Source organism: Nitrospira sp. BLG_2, assembly GCF_049222245.1.
This window is the reverse complement of sequence record NZ_JBLYIG010000580.1, coordinates 1-2,873: the sequence shown is the minus strand read 5'-3', so window position 1 is coordinate 2,873 and position 2,873 is coordinate 1. Positions and strand designations below refer to the sequence as shown.

Here is a 2,873-nt window from a genome sequence, read left to right as displayed (position 1 = left end):
TTGAGATAGTCTGCTATGCCGGGCCCGAGGATGTTCCGCCGATACTGTGTCACTATCCCGGAAACTCTCGTCTAATTAGATCTCCTAGGGGCATATTAGCTATCCACTAGGGCCATGTTGACGGTGGCCAAATGTACTCATCTCATGTATTTATACGAACCGTTGTAGGCCCTCGTGTTTGTCAAATGACATAAAGGCAAGGCCATATTCTTTTTCCATGTAGCTCGCCAATTTTCCACTTTCGACTTAACACACACAGATGAATCCCCCCATACCACCCCTCACAATCGCGATACTGAGCCCATATTGTCTCGTGTGGTTGGGCTTGCGGACAATCCTCGAACACAGCGCCAGCATCCGAATGGTCGTACAGCCCTACCCCGCAAGAACATCCGAGATTCTCCACGCCGGGACTTTCCCCGACCTGTTCATCCTCGATATGGAGATGGAGCGCGATGCTCTCAGCACCATCAAACAAATTCGGGAAGCCGCTCCATCCAGTAAGATCGTGCTGTTGTGTGGGTTTGAAGACAAAGGCTCTACCCGGGATGCGTTTGCCTACGGTGTGGACGGCGTGATCCTCAAAGTTCAACCGCCAGAAGTCGTGCTCGCGGTAATTGAAGGGCTATATGCCCCCACGAAACCGCCGGTCCCGGTGGGACGGGATGGCTTGGCCAGGATGGGACTCATGACCTTCTCGAAGGAGCTGGACTCTAATATCGAGCCGCCAATGTGGCCCGACGTTCTAACGGAGCGGGAACAAGAGATTATCCGCTTGGTGGCGCAGGGACACTCAAACAAAGAAATCGCGTACAAGTTATCGATTAGCGACAGTACGGTCCGTCATCATATGACAAGCATTTTCGATAAAATGGGGGTGCCGAATCGACAGAAACTCCTGGTTCATGCCCACCATTTCCGACCCACATCTCGCTAGCCGCACCTCGATATTCAAAAATCAAGATGTGATCGAAGCATCACAATGTTATCGGAACCGTTCTATCCGCAGGAGGGATACGGCGCGGCTTCTCCGTTTTCTCCGGCAAAGATACGGCACGCCTTCTAGGGATGCACCGACCTAGGCTCAGGACTCATTAATTTTTAAATGCCTGGTGGAGGGTACGCCGGTCGTGGTAGAGGCACCAATGTGATTAGATCGCCGGGAGAAGATAAATGAAGTACAAATGAACTGAGGATGTCGGCAATACCCCAATGCCTCACTCGGCTCAGGCAAACACCGGCATGAGACGATGGAGAGCGGCGCAACATGTGGTGACGGGCTGGTCGGCCCGTACTTTGTCATCGTCTGTAATTTTGATTGAACCGACACGCGGTTCGGGTAGCGGATTCCACCGGAACTGTCTACTTTGCCAACGTTCGGATATAGGCTAGCACCGCGCGACTTTCATTTTCCGACAAGCTGACTTTCCATGAAGGCATGTTGGGCTTTCCTTCGTGGATAGTTTGGAGGAGTGCCACATCCGACTTTGTTTTGGTCGCCGGCCTTGTTAGATTAGCCGGTTCAGGACCGAGCAGTAAGTATCCATCCCCTTTTCCTTCGGGTCCATGGCAGCCCGCACAATATCGAGTAAAGATCTTTTTGCCTTCGGCATGAACGGTCTTCGGGGAATCGGCCTCTTTCGGCGCAGCGATCGCAAGATGGCTTCCCACAACGAGCGCCATGAGTCCCATGACCATCTTGATGAATAATGTGCCCATATCAAGGTCTCCCTTCTGAGCCTGTTCACCCATCACGTCGATGGTATCTCGCCGGGGTGACGAGAGAAGCGTGGTTCGCCGTTACCATGAGTAGCTTCGCCCACTGTTTGGTGCGCATCCCATGTCGATCCGGTTTGTGGTTCCCCTCGATGCATCTGGTCCTTCGAGCGGCCTTCGAGCCATCGATAGAGGACCGGCAGCATGATTAACGTCAGCAGCGTCGAACTCACGAGACCGCCGATAACGACGATCGCCAACGGCCGCTGGACCTCCGATCCGATCCCATTGGCAAACGCCAGAGGGACTAATCCCAGAAGCGCGACCAACGCCGTCATCAAGACGGGACGCAGTCGAAGCAAGGCTCCTAACGTGACCGACTCATCCAGACTATGACCGTCTTCGCGCAGCTTATTCATGTAGGACACCAGCACAATCCCATTCAACACCGCCACGCCGAAGAGATTGATGAAGCCGACGGACGCCGGCACGCTGAGATATTCTTTCGTCAACCAAAGCGCGACCACGCCGCCGATCAAGGCAAAGGGCAGATTCAAGATAATCAGGGTTGCCTGCTTGAGCGAGTTGAACGTCGAATAGAGCAAGAAGAAGATCATCGCGATTGTAATCGGAACGATGACCTGCAACTTGGCCATTGCCCGCTCCATGTTCTCAAATGATCCACCCCAGGTTATCCGATAGCCGGGGGGAAGCGCGACTCGTTCAGTGATCTTTTGTTGCGCTTCTGCGACAAGGCTTCCGATGTCTCGTCCCATCGTATTGAAGCCGATCGACACGTACCGTTGAAGTTGATCCCGGCTGATCCGGCCCGGTCCTTCCTCCAACTGAACGGTTCCGAGGTCCGCCAGAGGGATCAACGCGCCGGTCTGATCGCTGAGCAGAATATTACTGATGGTTTCGACGCTGTCCCGGTACTGTTCCGGGAACCTCAGAAACAGATCAAACCGTTGTTGGCCTTCGTAGACGCGTGTTGCCGCGTGTCCTCCGATGGCGGTGGTGATGATTTCCCGCACATCCGAGACGTTGATGCCATGACGGGCGATCTTGCCGCGATCGATATCGATGGTGAGATAGGGTTGTCCGAATAATTGCTCCACCTTGATATCTCTCACTCCTTGCACGGTTCCCAACACCTC

The 2,873-nt window shown here is 53.8% G+C and carries 3 protein-coding genes; 1 reads left to right on the top strand and 2 read right to left on the bottom strand.

Going from position 1 to position 2,873, the window contains the following annotated elements; translation table 11 throughout:
* The first annotated feature begins 325 nt into the window (after positions 1–325).
* Positions 326–937, top strand: coding sequence for a LuxR C-terminal-related transcriptional regulator (locus ACOSYY_RS15545; RefSeq protein ID WP_421663509.1), 612 nt, complete (start codon positions 326–328; stop codon positions 935–937).
* A 425-nt stretch (positions 938–1,362) separates the two neighbouring features.
* Here the strand turns inward: ACOSYY_RS15545 and ACOSYY_RS15540 are convergent, their stop codons facing one another.
* Positions 1,363–1,719: a c-type cytochrome gene (locus ACOSYY_RS15540; RefSeq protein ID WP_421663508.1), complete on the bottom strand. Its 357-nt coding sequence runs from the start codon at positions 1,717–1,719 to the stop codon at positions 1,363–1,365.
* Positions 1,720–1,751: 32 nt separating this feature from the next.
* The coding region (locus tag ACOSYY_RS15535; RefSeq protein ID WP_421663507.1) for an efflux RND transporter permease subunit at positions 1,752–2,873 on the bottom strand (1,122 nt) is incomplete at its 5' end.

Excerpts from the sequence above, each read along its gene's own strand:
- ACOSYY_RS15540 (WP_421663508.1), bottom strand. The coding sequence starts at position 1,719 with ATGGGCACATTATTCATCAAGATGGTCATGGGACTCATGGCGCTCGTT.